Source organism: Clostridium sp. UBA4548 (assembly GCF_002387895.1).
GTDB lineage: Bacteria > Bacillota > Clostridia > Clostridiales > Clostridiaceae > Clostridium_J.
In genome coordinates, this window is the sequence record NZ_DGLI01000006.1 from 58,593 (window position 1) to 79,422 (window position 20,830).

16 protein-coding genes and 1 riboswitch are annotated in these 20,830 nt (G+C 30.8%); of the genes, 8 read left to right on the plus strand and 8 right to left on the minus strand.

Translation table 11 applies throughout. From position 1 onward, the window contains the following. The first annotated feature begins 98 nt into the window (after positions 1–98). The 3 genes from B3040_RS02815 to B3040_RS02825 all read left to right on the plus strand — a co-directional run bounded on the left by B3040_RS02815 (position 99) and on the right by B3040_RS02825 (position 10,023). On the plus strand, positions 99–5,537 hold the full coding sequence (locus B3040_RS02815) for a diguanylate cyclase (protein WP_291569969.1): 5,439 nt from the start codon (positions 99–101) through the stop codon (positions 5,535–5,537). Positions 5,538–5,803: 266 nt separating this feature from the next. Continuing rightward, a complete protein-coding gene (locus B3040_RS02820; RefSeq protein WP_291569971.1) occupies positions 5,804–8,731 on the plus strand; it encodes an insulinase family protein in 2,928 nt (975 codons plus the stop codon). Between the two features lie 56 nt (positions 8,732–8,787). Beyond that, a complete protein-coding gene (locus tag B3040_RS02825) occupies positions 8,788–10,023 on the plus strand; it encodes a competence/damage-inducible protein A (RefSeq protein WP_291569973.1) in 1,236 nt (411 codons plus the stop codon). A 31-nt stretch (positions 10,024–10,054) separates the two neighbouring features. Here B3040_RS02825 and B3040_RS02830 read toward each other — a convergent pair whose 3' ends face one another. The 6 genes from B3040_RS02830 to B3040_RS02855 all read right to left on the minus strand — a co-directional run bounded on the left by B3040_RS02830 (position 10,055) and on the right by B3040_RS02855 (position 14,626). Continuing rightward, positions 10,055–11,281, minus strand: a complete 1,227-nt coding sequence (locus B3040_RS02830) for a S8 family serine peptidase (protein WP_291569975.1) — start codon at positions 11,279–11,281, stop codon at positions 10,055–10,057. Between the two features lie 66 nt (positions 11,282–11,347). Further along, positions 11,348–12,241 (minus strand): selenium metabolism-associated LysR family transcriptional regulator, encoded by an 894-nt coding sequence (locus B3040_RS02835; protein WP_291569977.1) that lies wholly within the window; start codon positions 12,239–12,241, stop codon positions 11,348–11,350. A gap of 250 nt (positions 12,242–12,491) precedes the next feature. Next, the gene (locus tag B3040_RS02840; RefSeq protein ID WP_291569979.1) at positions 12,492–12,923 is read right to left on the minus strand and encodes a DMT family transporter; all 432 of its coding nucleotides are present in this window, start codon (positions 12,921–12,923) and stop codon (positions 12,492–12,494) included. Positions 12,924–12,978: 55 nt separating this feature from the next. Then, a complete protein-coding gene (locus B3040_RS02845; protein WP_291569982.1) occupies positions 12,979–13,467 on the minus strand; it encodes a dUTP diphosphatase in 489 nt (162 codons plus the stop codon). A 38-nt stretch (positions 13,468–13,505) separates the two neighbouring features. Then, a complete protein-coding gene (locus tag B3040_RS02850) occupies positions 13,506–14,057 on the minus strand; it encodes a 2'-5' RNA ligase family protein (RefSeq protein WP_291569983.1) in 552 nt (183 codons plus the stop codon). Positions 14,058–14,080: 23 nt separating this feature from the next. Beyond that, positions 14,081–14,626, minus strand: coding sequence for a hypothetical protein (locus B3040_RS02855; RefSeq protein ID WP_291569985.1), 546 nt, complete (start codon positions 14,624–14,626; stop codon positions 14,081–14,083). A 478-nt stretch (positions 14,627–15,104) separates the two neighbouring features. Here B3040_RS02855 and B3040_RS02860 point away from each other — a divergent pair, with 478 nt between their 5' ends. From B3040_RS02860 to rlmH, 5 genes are all read left to right on the plus strand, one after another. Next, positions 15,105–16,364, plus strand: coding sequence for a UDP-N-acetylglucosamine 1-carboxyvinyltransferase (locus tag B3040_RS02860; protein ID WP_291569988.1), 1,260 nt, complete (start codon positions 15,105–15,107; stop codon positions 16,362–16,364). A gap of 43 nt (positions 16,365–16,407) precedes the next feature. After that, positions 16,408–17,193: an MBL fold metallo-hydrolase gene (locus B3040_RS02865; protein ID WP_291569990.1), complete on the plus strand. Its 786-nt coding sequence runs from the start codon at positions 16,408–16,410 to the stop codon at positions 17,191–17,193. Between the two features lie 156 nt (positions 17,194–17,349). Further along, on the plus strand, positions 17,350–17,925 hold the full coding sequence (locus B3040_RS02870; protein WP_291569992.1) for a GerMN domain-containing protein: 576 nt from the start codon (positions 17,350–17,352) through the stop codon (positions 17,923–17,925). An 81-nt stretch (positions 17,926–18,006) separates the two neighbouring features. Next, positions 18,007–18,504, plus strand: a complete 498-nt coding sequence (locus tag B3040_RS02875) for an SEC-C metal-binding domain-containing protein (protein ID WP_291569994.1) — start codon at positions 18,007–18,009, stop codon at positions 18,502–18,504. A gap of 196 nt (positions 18,505–18,700) precedes the next feature. After that, complete coding sequence (rlmH, locus tag B3040_RS02880; protein ID WP_291569996.1) at positions 18,701–19,180, plus strand: 23S rRNA (pseudouridine(1915)-N(3))-methyltransferase RlmH; 480 nt, start codon at positions 18,701–18,703, stop codon at positions 19,178–19,180. A 326-nt stretch (positions 19,181–19,506) separates the two neighbouring features. Continuing rightward, a riboswitch (cyclic di-GMP riboswitch) is annotated at positions 19,507–19,594 on the minus strand. A 128-nt stretch (positions 19,595–19,722) separates the two neighbouring features. Here the strand turns inward: rlmH and B3040_RS19520 are convergent. Both B3040_RS19520 and B3040_RS02885 read right to left on the minus strand, forming a co-directional pair. Next, positions 19,723–19,854, minus strand: coding sequence for a flavodoxin (locus tag B3040_RS19520; protein ID WP_414632514.1), 132 nt, complete (start codon positions 19,852–19,854; stop codon positions 19,723–19,725). Positions 19,855–19,930: 76 nt separating this feature from the next. Next, positions 19,931–20,800: a ribosomal RNA small subunit methyltransferase A gene (locus tag B3040_RS02885; RefSeq protein ID WP_291569998.1), complete on the minus strand. Its 870-nt coding sequence runs from the start codon at positions 20,798–20,800 to the stop codon at positions 19,931–19,933. Positions 20,801–20,830: the final 30 nt, after the last annotated feature.

Below are 20,830 nucleotides of genomic sequence, written 5' to 3' on the forward strand. Positions count from 1 at the left end.
AAAAGGTAAATAATAGAAAAAATGGTAATTTAATTTGTTTTTTTACAAAGCTGTGTTACAATATTCTTAAGGTATTATATGGGAAGGGTTGAGATAAAGTGGATATTATCAATAATAGATACAGAGTTGTAAATAATTTGAAACAAAATAGATTATGCTCAGTTTATGAAGCTATAGATATTCAAAAAGGCTTTAGCACTGTAAAACTTTATATTCTCAATTCTAAACATGTACCTAAGGAATTCATTGATTTTTGCACTGTAAATTTTGAAAGCTTAGGAAGTTTAAATAATCCATATATGATAGAGGTTCTTGAGTTTGGCATAGTAAAACAAATAGATAATAAAAAGTCTTATTATAGAACTTATTATTATACTACTGAATTTATAGAAGAAAGCGAGAAGCTACTAAATAGCACTCATATAATAAAAGATATAAACCTGCTATATTATTTTATTAATATATGTAAGGCTACAAATTACTTTTGGATATCAGGAGAGCCATACAATGAACTTAATATTGATAATATATATATTAAAAATAAAGATTTTAATATTAAGTTAAAGGATATTATAACCACAGAACTAGAGAAAAGCCAATTTAGTTCAGAAGTAGAACTAATCAACTTATTCAATGCACCAGAATATATAAGGGGTGAAAGCTTAAGTCTTTCAGCCCAAATATATTCTTTAGGTGTAATTCTTATAGTGTTAGCTTTAAAAAGTAAGGGATTATATAAGGATAATAGACAGATAATTGAGATTATTAGCAACTTTCAGAGTTGTAGTTGCAATGAATACAAAGAAGTATTTACAAAAAAGCTTTATACAATAATACTAAAAATGATAGATTTTCAACCAGAAAACAGATATAAAAATATAGAAGAAATTATATTTAGCATAAACAGTATTTATGGAACAAATTATAAGGTATATGATAAAAATGAATTAGAAAAATTAAATTTTGATATAAGAATTATTGGAAGAGAGGAAGAGATTTCTTCAATTTTATCCATTAAGGATTCTATATTTAAATATGATTCATCGAAAAAAGTTACTACAGTACATGGGGAAGTAGGTATTGGAAAGACAAGATTACTAAAACATATACAATATATACTATCCTTAAAAGAAGACTATGTATTGAGTTCTTTTGATAATGTGAAAATTAATAATCAGTATTCTAATAAACCTCTTGTGGATATATTAAAACAAATGGTTCCTTTGGCTAATAAGGAACTAATAAATAAGTATGCTCAAGAGTTGGTAAAGTTTTTACCAGAGATTGCAGATAAGAAAAATGTAGTAACTGTTAATCCATTAAAGGGAAATAAGGAGAAATATAAAATTATCAGCAAGATTGCTTCTTTTATAGGAGAGTTTTTTGCTGACAAGCAGGGCATTATTATAATAGATGATGTAGATAAAGCAGATGAATTTACCATAGACTTTTTCCTATATGTGATTAGTAAATATAATAAAGTTTCAAAAATTATGATTTTACTATCATATAGAGATGGTGAATGTTTAGAGAATAAAAAGTTTATAGAATTTTTGCAAAAGGTTAGGGACAATGTTAAACTTGAATTTTTACTTAAGCCCTTAAGCAGTGATCAAATAGGACTTATGTTGAAACAAGTTTTAAATACAGGAGAAATTTCAACTAAGTTTCCAGAAGATATATATAGTCATACTAAGGGAAATCCACTATTCATAGAAGAAACCATAAAAGATATATTTGCCAGAAAAATGATTTATATAAAGGAAGATCAGGGAAAATGGTATAGAGTAGATGATGACAACTTTTTTCTTCCTCAAAATATGTACGAAGCTTATAAGAATCAGGTGGACAAGCTAGATTTTGTATCTTGGGAAATCCTTTCTACTATTGCTATATTTGAGAACCCGGCTTCTATAGAAGTTATGAGGGAATTTATTAGTGAAGATGTTCAAAAAATCTCAGCCATAATTGATAATCTTATAATAAAGGGATTGTTATGCAGAAAAATTGAAGATAGAGGCTTTGTTTATGATTTCTATAATAGATTTTTAAAAGCTTATATTTATGAAACTATAGAGAAAGAAGAGAAAAAGAAAAAGCATAGACTAGCATCAGAAATACTAGGTAAGTATTATGAGGAAAATAATAATGGCTTTATTAGTGAACTTATTTATCATTTAGAAAAATCAGAACAACACAACAAGCTCTTATATTACTATATGGAAAATGCGGAAATAATGATAACTCTAAAAAATAGAGAAGAGGCTATAAGAAACCTTTCTAAAGCTGCAAGGTTGTTGGAGGAAGAGAACTTAATCTATGAAGGCCATTGTAGCACAAATAAGTTGAACTTATTATTAAAAATTGGAGATCTTTATTTAGAGGATGGTAATAGAAATGAAGCTTTAAAGTACTATGGTAAAGGAGAAAAAATTGCTGGAGAGTATAAACTTTTAAAACAACAAATAGATATAATTTTTAGAATTCTAGATATTATTATTTCTACCAGCAATAAAGATAGAGTTAACTCCTATATAGAAAAAGCGAGATATTTATTAGAGCACATTGATTATAAAGAGGGTCAGTTAAGCTATCTAAAGATTCTTTGTCAAAGATATTTTTCAGAGCAAAGTTATGATGATGTTTATAAAGCTTGTATGGAGGGAATATCCCTTTGCGATGAAGAACATTTAAATCATAAGGTGATATTTAATACTTTTCTATGTAACTTACTTATAGTTAATAGTGAAACTCATGAAGCACTAAAGAGCATCAAGCGCTGCTTACAGCAATGCTATGACACTAATTACACAAATGGGATAGTTAGATGCGTGAACAATTTAGGGGTAATTTATAGTGATTACCTCCAAGACAATCAACAGGCACTTACTTACTTCAAGCAAGTATATGAATTAAGTAGGGAAGACAATGATATCTATAATGAAATAATAGCTTTAAGCAATATAGGGTTTACTCACTATATGTTACAACAATATAATACTGCTTATAACTATTTTATTAAAGCTATTAATAAGGCCAAACAATATGATTATAGCAATATGATTTTTTATGATTATACCTACTTGGCAAGTATATATTATAAATTCGGTAACTATGGAGAGGCGTACAGATATTATACTCTTTGTAGTGAGCAATTAGAAAAATGGCCTAGCCAAGGGCAAGAAGTAGTACCATATTATCTTCTAGCTTTTAAGATAAACTTCTCATTTGGTGATAAGGAAAAGGCCAGTAGTTATATAGAAAAAGCAAGAAAAATCTATGAGTACTCAGACTCAATATTGAAATGGGAGTTAGAGGTATTATCTTTATTTAATGAGTTTTTAATTAAAGAAGATTATAGTCTGGATATTTCTCAGAGGGTAATAGATATTAGTAAAAATATTACAAATATCAATGAAAAGCTAAGTATTTTATATGAAAGTGCAATCATTCTAAATGATACTAATCATATAAAGGAAGCAAAAACTATCCATGAGTATATTGAGAAAGAAAACTTTAATAGTGATAGTAGCAGAATTATATGTAATAAAATATATATGGAAAGTACTCTTTACAACAAGCTAAATATTGAAGGCTTAACTAAAGCCATAGAGCTCTGTAAGAAGTATGAGCAAGCTCAAATACTATGGAGAATATATTCGGAAATAGGAAATTATTATTTTAATGATAAGGAGTATTCCTATGCTGCTACTTATTACTTTGAGGCTTGTGGATTAGCTTCTGACTTAGTACTTCAAGTGCCAAAAGAGTACAGAGTAAATTTTATCAATAACAATAATATGACTAAGCCCTTCTTGAGATTTATGGATATAGAAAATTACTTTGAGAGTGGAAAGTTATTCTCTAAAATAAATGCAAGTTCAATCTCCTTAACCAATGAAGGGGATATTGAAGTGTTATTTAATTACTTAAATAATAACAAAATTTTAAAGAATAAAAGTTTTATAAAGTCTTTAAAGAAATTGTGGTCCTTTTCTTCTGGAGAGGACATTCAGGGTATAGAAGGGTTAGTCAATAGACTAGGTTATAATAATATAAATAATATGGAGCTTATTGTTCAATATATTAGCCATACTACTTTAGCAGCAAAAGCTAGTATAATTATAGAAAAAGATAAAAAATTTGAAGTCTTAGTAAGTAGCAACAAAGATAATGAGTTACCAAAGGATTTAAGCATCATTCAAAGGTGCGGAGATTCCCTAAAACCTATTGTCAGTAAAGAGAATTTTCTAGAAGGGTTAAACTTGAAAAGCTGCAAGATCTCAAGCAGTAATACCAGAGCAACTATGTGCATTCCTATAATCATAGATTCTAAAGTTCAGGTGGTTAGTGAGCATAGAAGAAACTCTGATATATATCACTATAGTGATAGTGTGCTTGGATATGTTTATGTGGAATCAGAAAGAATTCTTAATAATATTAGTGAAGACTCTTTAGAAGAATGTATGAGGATTAGCAAGTTACTAGGTATTATAATAGATAAGCATAATATTAAGATTAGCTCCACCATTGATAAACTAACTGGAGCCTTTACAAGAAAGCACCTTGAGAAGTCTATTCAAAATCAAATAGAAAGATCTAGTGAGGTTAATTCCCAGTTTTCTTTAATTATGTTTGATTTAGATAAGTTTAAGGACGTTAACGATACTTTTGGACATAGGACAGGAGATAAGGTGTTGCAGAGGGTTTGTGAGGTAGTAATAAATAATATGAGGCAAACAGATCTAATTGGAAGATATGGTGGAGAAGAGTTTATTGTAATACTTCCTGGAACTGATATAGAAGGTGCAAAAGAAGCTGCAGAAAAAATTAGATTAAAAATTCATCAGGAAAGGATATTGGGTGATAAGAGAGATGTTACTATAAGTCTTGGAATATCAAACTATCCTTACCATACAGTGGTCTATGAAGAGTTAATTGAAAAAGCTGACCAAGCCCTTTATGCTGCAAAAAATAGTGGAAGAAATACTTTTAAGGTATGGAATGAAAGTTACTCTCTAAAAGGTAATACAACTAATAAGTTGAGTGGAATTTTGACAGGTAGTACTAATGGTGATTTTAGAAATGTTTCTACCTTAATAGAAGTTGTAGACTTAGTAAATGAAAGCAATTCTTTCGAGGATAAAATATATAAAATCTTGGGGAAGGTAAGTGAGATAGCAGAGGCTGAAAGTATAGGTTTATTTATGGTTCATGAGGGTAATATAGCTAAGACTTTTGTAAGAAAACAGTTTTCCCAAAATTGGGAAGCCTTAGAGAATTTTAATGAAAATATAATCTATAACGCTATAGCTTCAGGAGAAAATATTTGCTCTATAGATTGGGATAATATAAGTGAGTATGATTCCATAACAGTAATACCAGAGTGGAAATCTCTTATGGTAATTCCACTTAAAAAAGGTGATAAGGTGTTGGCAGTTTTATACTTATCTGTATCTTCAGAAGTGAAGGAATTTAATGGAGATGAGCTAAATTTTGTGAGCACGCTAGGGAAGATTATTACTACGATACTATAGTTAATATTTAAAGATTTTTTGAAAGTGTTTAATTTCATTTATGTAAAAATGGTTTTAAGCAACTCAAGTGAGATTTTGGTATGGTTTGATTTTAATTACCTAAAAATAGGACATTAAATGTCCTATTTTTTATAAGCTAATGAAGACTTTTATAGGCTTATTTGAAGGAATAGGTAAACTTGAATAGGGTTAACCTACTTAGGTAATATATAGATATATAATTTAATAAGATGCTAGTAGTTATAAAGTATACAAGGAGGAAAATTATGGAGTATAAAATAGGTGGTCTATATCATGGTTTTAATCTAAAACATATAGAGCATATCAATGAAATTAATTCAGTAGCTAGGGTATTTGAACATGAAAAAAGTGGTGCAAGGCTTTTACACTTAGAAAATGATGATGATAATAAAGTGTTCTCAATAGGGTTTAGAACACCGCCACAGGATAGCACAGGGGTAGCTCATATTATAGAACATAGTGTACTTTGTGGTTCAAGGAAGTTTCCTACAAAAGAGCCTTTTGTAGAACTTATAAAGGGTTCTCTTAATACCTTTTTAAATGCTATGACTTTTGGTGATAAAACTATTTATCCATTAGCAAGCAAGAATGAAAAGGACTTTTTCAATTTAATGGATGTGTACTTAGATGCAGTATTTTATCCTAACATATATAGCCAACCTGAAATATTAATGCAGGAAGGATGGCATTACGAATTAGAGAATAAAGAGGATGATTTAAAATATAAAGGTGTTGTATATAATGAAATGAAAGGCGCATTCTCATCACCAGAGGGCGTGCTAATGAGAAAAATTCAAGAAACTCTTTTTCCTGACAATACCTATGGATTTGAGTCTGGTGGAGATCCAGATTATATACCAGATTTAACTCAAGAAGAGTTTTTAGGATTCCATACAAAATATTATCATCCATCAAACAGTTATATCTTATTATATGGAGATTTGGATTTAAATAATGCATTAACCTTTATCAATGATAATTATTTACGCAATTTTGACCTAAAAACTATAGAGTCATCAATAGAAGTTCAAAAACCTTATAATGAAATGAAGGAATTTACTGAAGAGTATTCTATTTCTACTGAAGATAGTGATAAGGAAAAAACCTTCTTAGCGCTAAACTTTGTTACAGGAAAAGCTACTGATCCAGAAATACATTTGGCTTTAGAAATTATTGAGTACTTACTTCTTGAGACTCAAGGAGCTCCACTTAAAAAGGCTCTTTTGGATGCAGGTATAGGTAAGGATGTTTACGGAAGTTTTGACAATGGAATTCTTCAACCTTTATTTAGTGTTGTAGTAAAAAATAGTGAAGAAAGTAAAAAAGAAGAGTTTAAAAACATAGTTTTTGATACTTTAAGTAATTTAGTTCATAAGGGCATAGATAAAAAACTTATAGAAGCTTGTATTAATATTACTGAGTTTAAGCTAAGAGAAGCTGATTTACAAGGATTTCCAAAGGGGTTATTCTATTATATAACAGCTATGGATAGCTGGTTATATGATCAGTGTCCATTAATTCACTTGAAGTATGAGGATACTATAAAGAAAATGAAAACAGCCCTTACTTCAAACTATTTCGAGGACCTAATTAAAGAATATATTTTAAACAATAACCATTCTTCTTTGTTGGTGTTAAAACCTAAAAAAGGTCTAGCTGAGGAAAAAGAAAAAGCTCTTTCAGAGAAGCTTAAGAAGTATAAGGAAGGGTTAAGTGAAGAGAGTATAGAAGATATAATAAAGAAAACTAAATCTCTTATGGAGAGGCAAAATACTCCAGATTCAGAGGAAGTCCTAGAAACTATACCTATGCTATCTTTAGAAGATATAGATAAAAAGGTTGAGAATCTGGAAATCATAGAAACTATGAAAAATGGTGTTAAAGTTCTGCATCATGAAACTTTTACAAGTAAGATTGCATATATAAGCTTTATGTTTAAAACTGAGGGAATAAAACAAGAAGATATACCTTATATTAGCCTTTTATCAAATTTATTAGGAAAAGTAGATACAAAGGAGCGTAACTATATAGACCTTTCTAACGAAATATTAATTAATACAGGGGGAATATACTTTAAATCGGAAGTTTATGGTGATGATAAGGATGTACTTAAGTATCATCCATTCTTACAGGGGCACTGCAAAGCTGTGATAGATAAAGTTCCAAGAGCTTTAGAGTTAGTTGGGGAAATTATAAAAAGTACAGTGTTTGAAGATAAGAAAAGAATAAAAGAAATAGTTCAAATGTTAAAATCTAGAATAGAAGGAAGACTTATTGAAAGAGGACATATTGTAGCATCCTTGAGACTTGCGTCATATTTCTCACCTGCATCCTTATATCTAGAGCATACTGTTGGATATGACTACTATAAATTCTTAGAAGATATAGAAGAAAATTATGATGATAGAATTGATGGGGTTATTTCTAAACTTTACGAGGTTATGAAAACAGTGTTCAATAAGGATAACCTAATTGTTACTGTAACTGGTGAAGAGGAAGAGTACAATGTACTTAAAGATAACGTGGATATAATACTGTACTCTGTTAACAATAACAAAATTTCTAAGGAAGAATATACTTTCACAGAAATTCCTAAGAATGAAGGATTACTAACTCCTTCTAATGTTCAATATGTAGCTAAGGGCTATAATTTTAGAAGACTTGGCTATGAGTATAGTGGTAAACTGTTAGTATTAAAAACTATTATGAGTCTCGACTATCTTTGGAATAGAGTACGTGTTCAAGGTGGAGCTTATGGGGGATTTGCAAATCTAGTGAGAAGTGGTAACCTTGCCTTTGTGTCTTATAGAGATCCAAACCTAAAAGAAACACTAGAAGCCTATGATAAGGTTGTGAATTATATAGAAACTTTTGATACCACTGATAGAGAAATGACTAAGTATATCATAGGAACTATTAGTGAGCTCGATTCACCTCTTACACCTTCAATGAAGGGAGAAAAGGCTGTTAGCATGTATATAAGAGGAATTACTAAGGAAGATAGGTTAAGAGAAAGAGAAGAAGTGCTTCAAACTACAACAGAAGACATTAAATCTTTTGATCAGCTACTAAAGGATGTTATGAATAAAAATTTCTTTGCTGTTCTCGGAAATGATGCTAAAATTAAAGAAAACAAGAACATTTTTAACAGTTTACAAAGTGTGTTTAAATAAAAGTTCAAGCTCTAATCCCTAAGGATTAGAGCTTACCTTTATATGGGAGGAATAATATGAGATGTGAAATATTAGCAGTTGGTACTGAAATATTACTTGGGGATATTGTAAATACGAATGCTCAGTACATAGCAAAAAGATTAAGTGATATTGGAATTTTTGTTTATCACCAATCAGTGGTTGGTGACAATCCAGAAAGGCTAAAAGAGGCCTATGCTCTTGCATTTTCTAGGGCTGACTTAGTCATTACTACAGGAGGACTTGGACCTACTAAGGATGACTTAACTAAAGAAACTGCTTTTAAATACTTTGGAAAGACCAGTGTACTACATGAAGAGTCTTTTAAGTATATTGAGGATATTTTTAAAAGATCTAATAGAATTGTATCTGAAAGTAATAAAAAGCAGGCATTTTTTCCAAGTGATGCTATAGTTTTAAAAAATAATAATGGTACTGCCCCAGGATGCATAATTGAAGAAGGGGAAAAAATCCTTATAATGCTACCAGGACCACCAAGAGAAATGAAGCCTATGTTTGAAGAAAGTGTAATCCCATATTTAAAGAAGTATAGTAAGGATATACTGGTATCAAAGGTTTTAAGAGTCATTGGTATCGGTGAAAGCGCAGCAGCGGACATGCTAGGAGCCTTATTAGATAACGAGAATCCAACAGTGGCGCCTTACGCAAAAGAAGGGGAAGTAACTTTTAGAATAACAGCAAGGGCAGAGAACGAAGAAAAAGCTAAGGCAATAATTGGTCCTATGGAAGTGCGCATAAGAGAAATTCTAAGTGACAATGTATATGGAGAAGGAAATACCTCCTTAGAAGAAGTTTTAGGGGACTTATTATTGGAAAAGAAGCTAACTATAGCTACAGCAGAATCTTGCACAGGAGGAATGGTAGCAGCTAGATTGATAAATTATGGAGGAATATCAGCAGCTTTTCTTGAAGGTACAGTAACTTATAGTAATGATGCAAAAGTTTCTAGACTAGGAGTAAAAGAAGAAACTCTAGAAAACTTTGGGGCAGTTAGTCATGAAGTAGCCGAAGAAATGGCTGTAGGTATTTGCAGAACTTCTGGTGCCCATATTGGTTTAGCCACTACAGGAATAGCAGGGCCAGGTGGAGGAACGAAAGAAAAACCAGTTGGACTTGTTTATATAGGAATTTGCTATAAGGGTCAGGTAATTACAAGAGAGTTAAATTTAACTGGACATAGGCAAAAAATAAGAGAAAGAGCTACTATAAGTATTTTGGATATGTTAAGACGTGAACTACTTAATAACAAGTAAAACAATGGAAATAGCAAGGAAATTTTCCTTGCTATTTTAGCTTTTTAGGAAGTATATTATCTAAGTTTATATAGCCATTTCCTTGCTTATATTTTTTATCATTAATTAGGGTAGCACTGTGTTTTAAAAGACCGTAAATATCAGCTGCCTTATAATCCATATTATGCTCATAAAGTAGAGCACAGACCCCAGCGATGAAACCGCAGGCTAAAGAAGTACCACTGCAATCTTTATAAAGATTTTTTAAATGGGAAGGGTAAATTTTCAAACCATTACGTTCGGAGATGTAACTTGTATCACAACATAAACTAATAATATTTTCACTGGCAGCTATAAAATCAGGTTTTTGAAGGGATTTAGTTGAGCCACAGGAAGAATAAGAGGGAACCACATATTCTAGGGTGGTATCCATTCCCCCTACGGTGATTGCACTGGACAAAGTAGCAATACCTTTAATAGAATCCTCATCATTACCATTGTGGCCAGCAGGAACAATGGTAACTACATTTCTGTCTTTAAATTTTTCAAAAAGCTTATTATATAAATGAAGTATAAATTTAGACATATTAAAGGTTTCAAAAGGAAGGCATAAAACTTTTATGTTAAATTCTTCTATATCATTGTATAAGAATTCAAGAGCAAGTAAAGTAGTTGAGATATATGCTCTTCCTAGCTTATCAAAAGCCTTTATCATTACTATGTGGCTGTTAAGTGCGATTCCTTTATTCTTATCCTTAGACCCATAACCACTACCACAAATTTCACCAGCCATAAGAGTCCCGTGACCATTATCATCGTAAGGATAATTAAATCCATTAATTAAATCCATAAATTTCTTTATTTTATTTTTAGGATTTAACAGGTCAGGATGGGGGTAAACACCACTATCGATAAGCCCTACACCTACTCCATTGCCACTTAAGTTATAGTCGCCCTTCAATATAGTAGAACTACTTTGAAGAGAGATTCCGTTGGCTGATAAAAGATTTCTACTGCAAAGTTGTGCAAAGTCATCTAAAGCAACATACCGAATTTCAGGCAATTCAACTAATCGCTTAATGGAATTACCATTCATTATTGCAGTAATACACTTTACTGAGGGAATAGTAAAGATTACTTTGCCTCTAAGAGATTTAATTTTCTTTTCTATGTTTTCTCTAAGAGATTTGTACTCAATAATTATTCTATAGCTATTATATAAACTGCATGAAATTGCATGTTTTAGTGTAGGATCAAGTTTTCTACCAAAAAACAACATGAGAGCCTCCAAATACATTGTTACACTAGTATTATTATATGAAGAAGACTCTCAAATGTTAAACAATTATTTTAAATTATATATTTCCTTACACATATTGAAAAATGCTGAACCAATAGGAGATAAGGTTCTCTTAGAACTAACAATTAAATAAATGCTACGATTAAGAGAGATATCTTCTAGGGAAGTAGATTTTAGTAATCCACTATGGAAATACTCCTCACAAAGACCACGGCTCATAATGGAGATTCCCATGCCAAGCTTAACAAACTTTAATTGAGCATCTAGAGTATTAACTTCACAAAGCACCTTAATTTTATTTAAATCAACATTAGAATGAGCTAAAGATAATTCTAATGTTTGCCTAGTAGCGGATTCTTTCTCTCGAATTATAAAATTATATTTTAAAAGTTCATCAATAGTAACTTTATCGGGCAAGTTTAGTTTAGGGTTTGAAACTATAACTAACTCATCTTCCATAATTTTAAAGCTTTTAATTTTTGCATTTTCAATGCTTGTACCAACAAGGCCTATCTCACAGTTTAAATCAATAATGTCCTTTATTATTCCAACAGAACCTTGTTCTTTAACATTAAACTTTACGTTAGAATGAAGTTCGTTGAATTTATTGATAAGAGTGGGCAAAATGGAATTACAGGGAGTTGTACTAGCTGAAATATTTAATTTTCCTGAGATATTATTATTAAAGTTTGATAGCTCAGTTACTGCATGATTTCTAGTGTTTATTATGTCATTAGCATACTGAAGGAAAGACTCTCCAGCAGGGGTAAGGTTAACTTCCTTAGAAGTTCTATCAAAAAGTTGAATATTTAGGTCTCTTTCCAAGCTAGAAATATGAGAGCTTATCGTTGGTTGAGAGAGGTAAATAGCATTTGCTGCCTTAGAAAAACTTCTAAGTTTAGCAACACTTATAAAAGCCTCTAATTGCTTAAAATCCATACATGTCACTCCTAACACTAATTTAAAATTCATTATAATTATCTCTTTAAGTATTATAAATTTCAATAGGAAATATTTAAATTTATAATAAAAATATTTTTTATGTAATAATTTCTAGTAAAAGAAAGGAAGCAAGTTGAATTTTAAGTATAGAAGAACAGATACTAAAGACAGATATAATACAGACAACTTATAGTATGAATATCTTTAAGTTGTAGTTTTTCAAAAAATAAAAATGGAAAAGCATTAATTAGCTTTTCCACTTAAAAATAATAATTCCAAGTATCATTATAGCTACACCTAAAAATTGTCTAAAGCCACAACGTATACACTGTGCACCAAACCACCCAAAATGGTCAATTGCTGCTGCAGCAGTAAGTTGAGCAACTAAAATTATAGCTATTGCTAGGGTAGTCCCTAGAGCACCTATTCCACGCATAACTGTAAAAGTTATAACTGCACCGAGGACACCACCTAATAGGTATAACTTATTAGCATCTTTAATAGCCCTAAAGCTACCATCACCCATAGCAAAGGCTGCAACTAGTGAGGATATAAGAGCTATACCTTGGACAAACACACTAGTTTCCCAAAGTCCAATTTTTTGTCCTAATCTTGTGTTAAAAACTCCTTGAAGGCTCATGGCAGCACCTGCCACAATGGAGAAAATGATACCTAACATAAAATCACCATCCTCAAGGATAGTTTAACCAAGAAATATAACAAATATTTATTAATTAATAACCTTGATTTTGTCTTTCATGATTAATTTCATTTTTGCTTACATAAGCCTTTTCTATATCCTCTTCATTGAAGCCTAACATATTTCCTAGGTTTAGAAAATTGTTAAATAGGGTTATGTAGTTTTCTCTAGTTTTATTTCCTAGAAAATTAGAAATAAGGCAACTTAATTTTAGAAAGCTATCAGTGGCATCATCATGTGAACTTTCAGGAGCACTTAGCAAAATATCCTTAAAGTTACTGGAAATTCCTATGCTTAAAATAAAATGAAGGCAATCTACATATTCTTCTAAAATTACTTCCTTGGGAGAAGCAGTTTTTTTGCTCCAAAACTTAAAGCATCTTGTTTCGTTTGCAAGTTCACCAACCTCCACAAAAAGAGCTAGAACCTTTTTATTAATTAAGCATTGATTTTCAAGGTTATGTTCATTTTCAATTCTTTTATCTAAAACTTCCTGCATTGAAAAAAGTTTATTTAAATCCATTAGTTTTCCTCTCTTTTAACTTAAGTTTATTTCAAAGTTTAAGAAAGTACATAGGTATAAACTACCATATCACTCTCATCCATGGTTGGTTTCCATAATTCCAAGGTTTTAACTTTGATTTTTATATTATAACATAGGTTATGAGCTACGTTACAAGCAGTTTCATAATCAAAATCACTCCATTGATTTTTTGAAAAATACGAATTAGCCAGAGAAATATGAAGAATATAGTTATCTAAGTTTTCTCTAACCTTAAAGCCAGTTTCTTTCAATGTAGTGTTTAAGTTGTAGGATAATTTCTCTAGAGGACCACCTTTCAATAAATTTAAATTAACAGATTTGTGAGGAGGTTCAAAACAAACAACACCATTTGATTCTACTTCAAAGGGTTCATAGCTTTTAATAACCTCTTTAATCCATAAATCTAAGGCTTTCAAATCAGGATCCTCAATTGTTTCTACTGTAATGTGAAGCTTTGGAAGCTTTTCATCAGGGGTAAACAGCTTATATTTTGCACATAGTTCTCTTTGAATAATCTCTACTTCCTTATAAGAATCACAATCCAAATTTGCTACTAAGTAATAAATCATTGTATAGCCCCCAATATTTAAACTTAATAATCTTTTAGGGTATAAGTTTTTACAATGGAATCCTTTTTACTATTTAATGCTTTCCAAATTTCAATTCTATTTATTTTTGCAAACTTAAGGAAATCTTCTTTGCTCTTTGAACTATCAATAATCAAAGCATTATTTGAAGAAGCCTTTCTTATATTGTGATTTGCAGTAGATAACGGAATGTTAAAGGTATTTGAATTAAAATCTCTAACAGAAAAACCGTGTAAGTTTAAGGTGTCAAACATATTCCTCCAGATTCTATTTATATAACCCTTATCTTCTACTTTAAGGTTTACTGTGTTTAACTCATCACTAAGTATAAGATTGTTATCTATACCAACTTTAAACTTTTTATAAGGACTAATTATTTTAGTAATAACTTCATCTAGTTTCTCAAAATCTGCATTAGTCACTGACCCAAGAGGAATATATAAACATGGAGTGTTTTTAAACAACTTATATTTTCTGCTTACATTCTTTTGTATATTTACAATATCAGTGGAAGAGTTTTCATCCAATATTGCAACTAAATAATATTTCATATCTTTCCTCCAAAAATAACATAATATTAACGTATAATATATAGGGAGTCTAATTATAAACGTAAAAAATACATAACTTATCTGTCAAACCCTATAAAGTGGCATATCTATTGGCATATAGAGGGCCCCTATTAATTTGTTAATTATAAGATATTATAACATATTTAAATTCTATTGTAATAGGTTAGTAGAATTACATGGAAAAACTATAACCTTTTTTATTATTTACACTAAGTTGGCAAAAAAAACCTGACACATATTTTAAAATTATTGTTAAAATATCAGCAGTATATGATATAATAAAAAATGTATGACCTACAGATGTGAAAATTTTGTGAATTAAAGTCATATAAATTAGAAATTTGATATATAAATATTGAAAAAATCTTAAGGGAACCAAGGAAGACTTATGAATAAACAAAGTTTAAAAGTGGTTTACCTATAGTATAGATAAAAAAATAGTGAGGATGATACCTAAATGGAGAAACTGGTTATTAACGGTGGTAAATCTATATTTGGAAAAGTTAATATAAATGGAGCTAAGAATGCAGCTGTAGCTATATTGCCTGCAGCAATTATAGCGAGCAAGGGAGTTTCAACTATTGATAACATACCAAATATTGAAGATATAAATTGCATAGAGAAAATTTTAAAATACTTAGGATGTAAGGTGGAGAAGTCTTTAAACTCCATAACAATAGATAGTACAGAAATTACAACTACTAATGCTGATATTGAAGAAGTGAGAAAGATGAGAGCTTCTTACTATTTTCTAGGAGCATTACTTGCTAGATTTAAAGAAGCAAGAGTAGAATTGCCAGGGGGATGCCCTATTGGGGTAAGACCTATAGACCAACATATCAAAGGATTTGAGGCCCTAGGTGCAAAAGTTGTTATTGAACACGGAGCTGTAAATATAAAAGTAGAAGACGAGTTAATAGGGACTAGTATTTACTTTGACGTAGTGAGTGTAGGGGCTACAATTAACGTGATGCTAGCTGCTACCTTGGCTAAAGGTGTGACAGTTTTAGAAAATGCAGCAAAGGAACCTCATGTAGTGGATGTAGCTAACTTCTTAAATAGCATGGGAGCTAACATTAAAGGGGCAGGAACAGATATCATAAGAATTACAGGAGTAGAAGAACTTACAGGATGTAATTATTCTGCAATTCCAGACCAAATTGAAGCAGGTACTTTTATGATTGCTACTGCAGCTTGTGGTGGAGAAGTAATCATAAACAATGTAATTCCAAAACATCTTGAATCTATTTCAGCAAAATTAATTGAAATGGGAGCTGAAGTAATAGAGCATGATGATGCAATCACTGTAAAGTCTAATGGGAAGTTAAAAGGGGTAAATATAAAAACTTTGCCTTACCCTGGATTTCCAACAGATTTACAACAACCAATGAGTACACTTTCAACTATAGCAGGTGGAAGAAGTATAATTAACGAAAGCATTTATGAGAGTAGATTTAAGCATGTAGATGAACTAAAGAAAATGGGTGCTAACATAAAAGTTGAGGGAAGAATTGCAATAATTGATGGGGTAGAGCTTTTAACAGGGGCTCAAGTTAGAGCAACGGATTTAAGAGCTGGAGCTGCCATGGTTATAGCAGGGTTAATTGCAAAGGGAACTACTATTGTAGAAGGAATTGAACATATTGATAGGGGCTATCCAAATATTGAAAATAAATTCAAGGCTTTAGGTGCAGACATAAAGAGAATATATGAGTAAATCTTTGAATTCTTCTGTTAAAGTCAACTAGAAGGAGTATAATATGAAATTTTGTCCGTTATTTAGTGGTAGTAGTGGAAATAGTATATTTGTAGCTAGTGATAATACAAGAGTTTTAATAGATGTGGGAATGCCAGGGAAATCCATAGAAAATGAACTTTTAAACATTGAGGAAAACCCAAAAGAAATTGATGGAATTTTTGTTACCCATGAACACTCAGATCACATTAAAGGAATAGGAGTTCTATCAAGAAGGTATGATATACCTATATATGCTAATGAACTAACTTGGAAAGCAATGTTTGATAAAATTGGTAAGGTGAAAGAGCATAATGTTAAAATTATAGAAGGAAACTTTACAGAGATTAAAGACATTACTGTGGAAAGTTTTGAAACAGCTCATGATGCGGCAAGGCCATCAGGATATAAAATTCATTCTAAAAGGGGTAAAGCTTGCGTTGCTACAGATTTAGGGCATTTTTCCCATAGCGTGAAACAAGCATTGAAGGATGCTGATGTAGTGCTCTTAGAAAGCAATCATGATATAGAAATGCTAAAGTTCGGTCCTTACCCGTATCCACTAAAGAAGAGAATTTTAAGCGATATAGGACATCTTTCTAATGAGGCATGTGGAAGAGCTATTTTAGATATTTTAGGAATTAATTATAAGACTATTTACTTAGGACACTTAAGCAGAACAAATAATTATCCTGAACTTGCCTATGAAACAGTACTTAGTGTGCTAAGAGAAAATTCTGTGGAATTAGGAAAAGATATGACTTTAAATATGGCAAGTAGAGACAAACATAGCTTAGTAACACAGCTATAGAGTTGTAGAGGTTTAAAAATCTACACTAACTAGTTCATGTAGGCTTCCAAGATTAAAATTAAATGAGTAATTTCTAAAAGCCGTAGGGAAATCAGGGCATATTTAGATTTAAATTTAATTTGATTTCCTAGAAAATAATATAGTTAGGAGGAAGTTATGAGTAAGAAATTAGTAATAGCAGTAAGTATATTATTAGTAATTATTACAGCGGGAATTATTTTTAAGGTTACTGATGGGAAAAAAGATAAGGTAAGCATTGCAACGAAAGAAAAATTAGAAAATAGTAAATTTCCTTCAGAAAAAGATGGATTTATTCAAATTGACCTTTATTTTAATGATTCTAAAGATGAAAATAAGAGCCTTTTAAAAGAAGAAAGACTTCTTAATAAAGAGGAGCTTGTTGGTGAAATTATAATGCAACAGCTAATTAAAGGGCCAGCAGTGGTTAGTAGTTCTAAGCCAACACTTCCTAAAGAAACTAAGCTTTTAAGTTTTTCTATTAAAGAGGGAATTGCGCATGTAAATTTAAGCAACAACGTAGAACTTGCTATGACAGAGGGTCAGGAAAAGACTTTATTGTCATCCATAGCAAGCTCACTAACCCAATTGCCTTCTGTGGAAAAAATAATGATTACTGTAGAAAATAAGAACATAGAAACTTTAGGTGGAAATTATAATATTTCAAAACCTTTTACAAAAGATAATATTGAAACATTAAAAATTCAAAAATAAGTAATTGTTGAAAAAGGTGGGTATTTTTATTATAATTAACTAACAAAGATGTAATACATTGAATAAAAAGGAGATAAGAACATGGGTTTATATACAAACTGGACGGATTATGTTGTAGATTTTGTTAGAGAAAATGGTGAGCCAGCATTCTGGAAAGAGTATGCACAAGTTGAAACTAACATATATAGCAAAGTATTAGCTAACCATAGTGGTGAGTTAAAAGGTATACTAAGTGAATTATCAAAACAATTTGGTGTAACTGACATACAATTCATGGGATTCTTAGATGGAATAAATGAGAGTTTAGAAAATGATCTTGATCTTGAAAAAATCGAGGGAGATTCAGAAGTAGAACTTAAAATAAACTTTGAAAAGTTATATTTCAACATGTTAGACTCTAAAGCAGACTACCTTTATTCATTACCACAATGGGATGGAATATTCTCAGAAGAAAAGAGAAAAGAAATCCAAAGACAATGGAGAAGTTCAAAAACTGTTGTTAATGAAAACAAAGTTGGAAGAAATGAACCTTGTCCATGTGGAAGCGGAAAAAAATATAAGAAATGCTGTGGCAACTAATTAGTTTAGCACAATAATTTTAGAATTTAAGCATCTTTATGAGTTATAGAATAAATAACTTATAAGGGTGCTTGTTTTGCATTAAATTAGGTTTTCATTGGCAACATAGTGTTACAAGATGCTTAAAGTATGGAAAGCAGCACATTAAATAATACTATTACATATTTTGAAAAAGATATTTACATAAGGAGATATTATGAACATAACAGTGATTTCAGTGGGAAAATTAAAAGAAAAGTATTTAAAAGAAGCCATAGATGAATATGCTAAAAGACTTCAAAGATATTGCAAAATATCAATAATTGAACTTCAGGACGAAAAAACTCCTGACAATGCCTCAGAAAAGGAAGAATTACAAATCAAAAATAAAGAAGGGGAAGCAATACTAAAGGCCATTAAAGATAATAGCTTTGTAATAGCTCTAGACCTAAAAGGAAAAATGCTAACCTCAGAGGAATTTAGCTCCTACATAGAAGAATTAGGGGTAAGTGGGAAAAGTGACTTAGCATTTGTTATAGGTGGTTCCTTAGGGCTTGCCCAAGAGGTACTAAATAGAGCAAACTATAAGTTGTGCTTCTCCAAGATGACATTCCCACACCAATTATTTAGAGTAATGTTACTAGAGCAGATATATAGAGGTTTTAGGATAATGAAGGGTGAACCGTACCATAAGTAAATGAGGTTTTTAACTCCATAACAGTTATATCAATGAGTGTATTGGAGTGGCATATGGTACCTTATCACCATAAATGAAATAATTTGATTTTGGAATATAGCAGTTCATCAATACTTGTATTTGGGAGAATTTTTTATTTATTATAACCTTTTTACTTGGATTTTAAATTAAATATACTTATAAATAAAATGGCAGTGGTGGCGAAATACTGACTTACTTAAAATTATAATATGAAAGTGTAAGGGTAAAGGACGGTATATACAGATTACTTCGTTTCTATGCATACCTCAGAAGAGGATAGAAAATCGTGTCATAAGAAATACCTCTTTAGCAACAAGACTATCATAGTGCTATATGCACCGTAGACTCTCGGCTTTGCGACACCACCTTTTGATAAGTTTGACCTTGTCTCTACTTATTTTGAATATATTTCCCTTTTTATTACTTTGGTTTGGGATAATGCCATCTTACAAAGGATACCTGTTATAAACTTCTGCCGCTGCCATATCTGACATGGGTGTAGAAGAGGATAACCGTTTTTTCTAAAAATCACGTTCCGATAGAAAGCTCTTAATTGCCTGCGAAATAGTAGTCGTCCAAACAGGATAGCCAATAAAAACAATATCGTACGGATCTATGTTTTTTATCGTGCTTTTGAGTAGAGGAATATAAATGAGAAAACAGGTTTTTCACTTTATTTGTCAGATAAAATGAACTTTTCCGTTTGAATCTGGATTTTGTGCTAAAAGTCTAGCCCCTGCTTCTAAATTGCTTTTTTAGGAGTGATTCTTGTAAAAGATATTGACTGTATGAACCTCTCACTTGTGATTTCTTTTCGTCACTTATATATTGTAAAAAACATCTAAACAAAATTATCCATTCCTCATATCTCATTTCAGAAGTTCGATAATTTGTTATACCATGTCTTTTTCTCAATTCTTTTAATTGTCTGTAGGTAAAGATTTTTTTAGGAAAAGTCTTGTTATTCTTATAACAGTAGCAAATAAAATCGCGATATACCTCAAATTCTTCAATAGTCAATTCATCAACATTACGCTTTTGAATACGTAACAAAACAATATCCACATTTGGTCTTGGAGAAAAATCATTACGAGAAAATTGGTGCACAATCATCATATTAAATCTTGGCTTAAGCAAAAGAGATTTTAGTGTAGTCTTCATCGATCCACAATATTTCATTGCCGCCTGTTTTTGCAATATTAGATAACTGTCAATAGGTGGATTTTTTGCTTGCGTAATCTTATCGAGAACATCTGATGTAATAAAAAACGGTATATTAGAAAAAATCTTATAGTTTCCTTCTGGTAAAGGTAATTCCAAGAAGTTGCCAAAAATCAAAGTACATTGGGTTTCATTCTTAAACTGTTTTTTTAGATACAATATGTTTTTTTGATCCAATTCAACGGATATAACTTTACAGCCGAGGTTAAGTAATTCTTTTGTTATGATTCCTTTTCCTGCTCCAATGTCAAGCACTTCATCATTTGAGCGGATGCTTGATTGTTGGATTAATCTATCTATCAATCCACTACATGCTAGGTAATTCTGAGAATAATGGATAGGGAGTGAATGATTAATCTCTATATTGTTGTCAGCCACAATAACACCTCCATATAGAGCAAATGTCTA